The organism is Vibrio sonorensis (genome assembly GCF_001854765.1).
Taxonomy (GTDB): Bacteria; Pseudomonadota; Gammaproteobacteria; order Enterobacterales; family Vibrionaceae; genus Vibrio; species Vibrio sonorensis.
On sequence record NZ_LJJE01000056.1, the window covers coordinates 1 to 1321 of the forward strand.

Genomic DNA, 1321 nt, shown 5'->3' on the forward strand with positions numbered 1-1321 from the left:
CCCATTTCAGCGAAAAGTCCAATGTAAGCCCTCAGCCTTTATTTGTAAGGGCTGAGGGGAATGGCTTATTTTCTAATGTCCTTCTTAAGTCACCTGTTCGACCATGCTTTCTTCTCCCCAGGGCTCTAAGTTCTCAAGCAGCTTATCTAGAACAATATTGTCTTTCTGGATACCAAAGGTGTCATTACCGGCAAGTTGGATATGACGCCATGCGACTGGTGATAAACCCGCTATCAGATTCACCACTTCCTGATTACCTTCTTGCTCAAACTTCTCAATCAGATTGGATAGTAAGGCCGAGTTATAATAAATGATGCAGTTTGCAATAATTCTCGCACAATCATTCCACTGATCTATCTGATAATCATTGCCTCCACGGAATTGATTTCCATTGATTGACGCAATAGCTCGACGTAGTTGGTGGTAGGCTTCTCCGCGGTTCAAAGCTTGCTGGACAAACTGTCGTAGGACTTTATCGTTAACATAATCAAGTATATAAAGGCACTTAATGATTCGGTCATACTCTCTAAGTGCGGCTAATGTTCGACTGTTCTGTTTACCATTCGACAGCTTGGTAATGATCGTACTTCGTGTCGTTGTCTTACGACTTAATGAGCAAATGATCCTTTGAATATTTTCCCACTCACGTTTGATTAGTGAGGTGTTAAACAGTCGGCGCAGCTTTAATGATACGGTTTCTCCATGCTCTATTTCGAACAAATCATGGAAGACATATTTAAACTTGGCGTATCGTGGAGCGAATTGGTAACCAAATAAGTCAAGGATCGCAAAGTTGACGTTATTGACCCCATGAGTATCGGTTGCTAACGCTTTAAGCTGAATATCGCTGCTATTGTTATATAGCAAGTCAAAAGCGTGATGTCTCTCATACTCGTTAGCTGAAATGATCTTGGTGTTGATAGGCACATGGTTTGAACCAACGTAAGGGCGGATACTCCTTTGCCCTTACGGAAGTATTTTGCTGAAAATCGAGCTTTGAATGTATTGATACGGCAGGCCTGCTTTTGACCATCAATACTACCAAAGGGTGTGGACTCATTGATTGTGTAATGTTTAAAGATCGGAAGTTTTGCCAGGGCATCCGAAATCACTTCATTGGCATCGCTTGTCGCGTCTCCGGCCGAATGTACCCATCATTAACGGCTCTCAGAACACCAATGGCTCGATCAGATATCGATGACATGTGATGCAATCCAATCCATAATTAGAGCCATTGCCAAAGATACAAGCGAGCAAGTCTTCTTCTCTCGCCTTACTCCCTAGCTTCTTAGTTCCGATACTTTTGAAGGCATCTAAGTAA

At 42.5% G+C, this 1321-nt stretch carries 1 pseudogene; it reads right to left on the bottom strand.

The window, feature by feature from the left end:
- Positions 1 to 84 precede the first annotated feature (84 nt).
- Positions 85 to 1321, bottom strand: a pseudogene (locus BLO31_RS09265) (transposase); the annotation flags it as partial.